Raw genomic sequence first — 4,150 nt, forward strand, 5'->3', positions numbered from 1 at the left:
TGTAGCTCAATAATACAAGTAATAAAGCGAAAACGAAGCGAATCGCGATGCCTTTGGATGTAATGCTCTTCATTCAATGGGAACCTGTTAAAGAATATTTATCTTCTTAGTATAATAAGCAATGCACATTATAAATACTTACCAATTAGATACCTTGTTCGTTCTGCTGCAAAGCCCACAATTGGGCATATAGACCTTGCGCTTTGATAAGAGAGTGGTGGCTTCCTTGCTCGACCACGCCACCCTTATCAATGACAATAATACGATCAGCATCGACAACGGTGGAAAGGCGGTGGGCGATAACTAGACTGCTCTTACCTGCCGATACTTCTCTGATTGCCTCCATCACTGCGGACTCAGATGCGCTATCAAGCGAGCTGGTTGCCTCGTCAAATAGCAGTATTGCCGGGTTCTTGAGGATGGTTCGGGCAATGGCAACACGTTGTTTCTCGCCACCGGAAAGTTTAAGACCTCTTTCCCCGACTTGAGTTTCATATTGCTTGGGTAAGCCCTCAACAAAGTCTTTCAAATGAGCAAGTTCGATTGCGTGCTTTACTTCTGCATCGCTTGCACCAGGGCGACCATAGCGTACGTTTTCAATCAGGCTGGTATTAAATAGAACGGTGTCTTGAGGCACTACGCCAATCGCTGCGCGCAAACTGTGTTGGGCGCAGTGCTTAATGTTCTGATCATCAATCAGAATCGCACCTTTGCTGGTGTCGTAAAAACGAAATAGTAGCTTCGCGATAGTTGATTTTCCGGCGCCGCTGCTACCAACAAGCGCTACTTTTTCTCCTGGCTGCACGGTAAAACTGAGATTGCTCAGAATCGTTCTACTTGGCTCATAGGCAAAGGAAATATCTTTAAACTCGATCTTCCCGTTTGATACTGTCAGGGGCTGAGCGTTTTGCGTGTCGACAACCAAAGGTGCTTCTTTAAGCAGGCCAAACATACGTTCTATATTGGTCATCGAGCTTTTGATCTCTCGATAGACGAAGCCCAAGAAGTTTAAGGGTAGGAATATTTGCATCATAAAGGCGTTAACCAATACGAAATCACCTAAAGTCATACGTCCGGTGCTGACTTCATGAGCTGCCAGTACCAGCATGGCGGTTAGCGATGAAGAAATGATCAGTGCTTGTCCGCCATTCAGTGCAAATAAAGTGAGACGGTTTTTGCGCTTTGCTTGCTCCCACTTTTCTAGTTCTTTATCGTAAAGGTCCGCTTCATATTGCTCGTTAGTAAAGTACTTAACGGTTTCATAGTTGAGTAGGCTATCAATTGCCCGGGTGTTACTTTTGCTGTCAGCCTGATTCGCTTCGCGAATAAACTGGGTGCGCCAGTCAGTGGTGGTCTTGGAGAACCAGACATAGGCGATGACTGATATCAGTACGATCAAGGCAAACTCGAAGCGATATTGTTGCCATAAAATACCCATGACCAGAAACAGTTCGAGAAAGGTGGGGACAATATTAAACACCAGAAAGCGCATCAAAAAACTAATGCCATTTGTGCCGCGCTCAATGTCGCGAGATAAACCACCCGTTTGGCGGTTCAAGTGAAAGCTTAGACTTAATGCATGAAGGTGCTCGAAAACTTTTAGTCCTACGCGACGCATCGCTCTTTCGGTCACGCGTCCGAATAGGGTGTCGCGGATTTCGCCTAGTAACACATTCATCAGCCGTACCAGACCGTAGGCGAGTAATAAGCCCAAAGGTACAACGAGCAGGGATAGTTCATTATCAGCTAGTTGTTGGTCTAGGTCATCGACGACGTGCTTGAGAATAAAGGGCATGGTAACGCTAGCGACTTTTGCTGCAACCAGACATAACAGAGCGAGAGCGATGCGCTGCTTGTATTCCAAAAGGTAGGGAATGATTTGCTTGATGATTGACCAGTCAATTTCTCGATTGGGGTCAAAGTCTGAACGCATACCGCGCATGTGAAGTATCCTAAGGAAAGAAAGCGCTTAGTGTAGCGTAAAAGGGATAAGTGCCAAAGCGCAATGGATCAGATATGATCTTACTATTCGACGCCCTCTATTTTAGGAGAACTTAGTTTTGTCAGCTCAGCGATTAGTTAAAGTACTAGCGCCAATTGTAGTGTTGTTGCTATGCCTTTTGTTGGCCTATCAGATAAGTCAGTCGCAACCACCCGCGAGCAAGGGGCGTCCTTCAAAGGCAAATCCTTTATTGGTCGAAGTGGATAAAATAGCGCCTCGGGACTTTCAGGTCACGGTAGAGTCCTATGGTGTTCTGAAGGCTAATACCCGGACGAATCTGTTGTCCCTGGTCTCGGGACAGGTTTTAAAGGTCAGCCCTGCTTTTCAGCGGGGTGCTTTTGTCCAAGAGGGTCAAGTCCTGTTGGTGATCGATCCGCTTGAATATGAGGTGAGCTTGCAAACTGCGCGTAGTGATTTGGCTAATGCGGAGTTAGCTCTGGCGGAGGAGGAAGCGCGTTCCGAGCAAGCACTTCGGGATTGGCGTACCCAAGAAAAAATCAATAGTACACCGGCGCGTGATTATGCGCTGCGTTATCCTCAGCTAAAAGCGGCCAAGGCTAAGTTGGAGACGGCTAAAGCCAAGCTATCCTTGGCGCAGAAAAACTTGGAAAGAACTAAAGTTCGAGCACCCTATGATGGTCGTTTGATAGAAACCTTCGTCAATAAAGGCAGTGTCATCAGTACTTCCACGCCCGTGGCAGAGCTTTATTCTAGTGAGTCTTTGGAGCTTAGCTTACCCATAGCTAGTAGGGATCTCGCATTTCTGGACTTACCTTCATCAGAGAGCTATCAGGATACCTCTTCATCAGCTTATGTCCGCATCGAGAACTCCTTAGTTGTACCAGCTGAATATTGGCAAGCAATGATTGTCGGTACTGAGGCGCTGGTTGATGCTGAAAACCAACAAATCTATGCGCTGGCAAAAATAGTGAAGCCGCTCACTTCTGAGAAATCGGAAAGGCCGGTACAAGCGCTAAAGGTTGGACAATATTTGCATGCAAACATACAAGGGAAAACTATAGATGAGGCGATATTAGTGCCGAATTCGGCGATCTATCAGGGCACGTATGTCTATGTTGTAGAGAAAATAGAAAAACAGGATGTGCTTGCCAGGCGGGAAGTAAACGTTCGTTGGCGCAATGAGGAACTTAGCCTGATTGAATCTGGTTTAAATATTGGCGACCTGCTAGTTAGAACACCTTTGGGGCAAGTGACGAGTGGTACGCGCGTGGCGATCGATAAGCGAGTAGAGGGCGCTGCAGACAAGCATCAAGGAGAATCACCTTGATTGCATGGTTTGCTCGAAATGATGTTGCGGCAAATTTATTGTTGCTGACCATTCTGGCTTTAGGTCTAGGCTCATTGCATTTCTCAATTCCTTTGGAGGTGTTTCCCAGTATAGAACCGCGCTCGGTGCGCGTCACCATCGCGATCCCGGGAGCGATGCCAGAAGATGTCGAGACCAGTGTCAGCATAAAACTCGAAGAAGCCGTGCAAGACCTAGAGGGTATAGAGGATGTAGTGAGTAATGCCAGTGAGGGGCAGTCCCTTCTGATTATTACTCTGGATGACAACTACGACCCACAGACTTTGCTAACAGAAATAAAGAATCGCATTGATGCGGTGAATAATTTGCCTGCGGATGCAGAGCGGCCTGTGGTGAGTTTAAGCAAGCGGAAACGGGAAGTTATTAGTGTCGCGGTGTCTGGCGATTTATCGGAACGGGAAATTCGCCAACAGGCACAGCATGTACGTGATCAATTGCTTGATATTGAAGGGATTACCCAGGTTGAATTAGACGGTGTGCGTGATTATGAAATTAGCATTGAAGTTAACGAGCGGGTATTACAGAAGTATGGACTGAGTCTGTCGCAAGTGGCTTTGGCGATTCAGCAACACTCAAGAGATATCTCTGCCGGAAGCTTAAAAAGTAATGGCGGTGAAATTCTGATTCGCTCTAGTGGGCAGGCTTATAACAAACTAGAGTTTGAGCAGATTCCTGTGCTGAGTCGAGCTGATGGTAGTAGCGTCACGGTTGCAGACTTGGCCAGTGTTAATGATGGCTTTGAGGAAAGCGCCATACTGACCCGCTTTAATGGTCGGCCGGCGGCCTTGGTCGATGTTTATCGTGTCGGTCAGCAAAGTGCT

At 47.0% G+C, this 4,150-nt stretch carries 3 protein-coding genes; 2 read left to right on the plus strand and 1 reads right to left on the minus strand.

Annotated elements, in window-relative coordinates; genetic code table 11:
- Positions 1–145: 145 nt before the first annotated feature.
- Complete coding sequence (locus A3761_RS13150) at positions 146–1,942, minus strand: ABC transporter ATP-binding protein/permease (protein WP_068513478.1); 1,797 nt, start codon at positions 1,940–1,942, stop codon at positions 146–148.
- Between the two features lie 118 nt (positions 1,943–2,060).
- Between A3761_RS13150 and A3761_RS13155 the strand changes: the two genes are divergently transcribed.
- A complete protein-coding gene (locus A3761_RS13155) occupies positions 2,061–3,290 on the plus strand; it encodes an efflux RND transporter periplasmic adaptor subunit (protein ID WP_068513481.1) in 1,230 nt (409 codons plus the stop codon).
- Positions 3,287–4,150, plus strand: an 864-nt coding sequence (locus A3761_RS13160) for an efflux RND transporter permease subunit (RefSeq protein WP_197473041.1), incomplete at its 3' end; no start/stop codon positions are given. The genes A3761_RS13155 and A3761_RS13160, both read left to right, overlap by 4 nt.

Source organism: Oleiphilus sp. HI0123 (assembly GCF_001635315.1).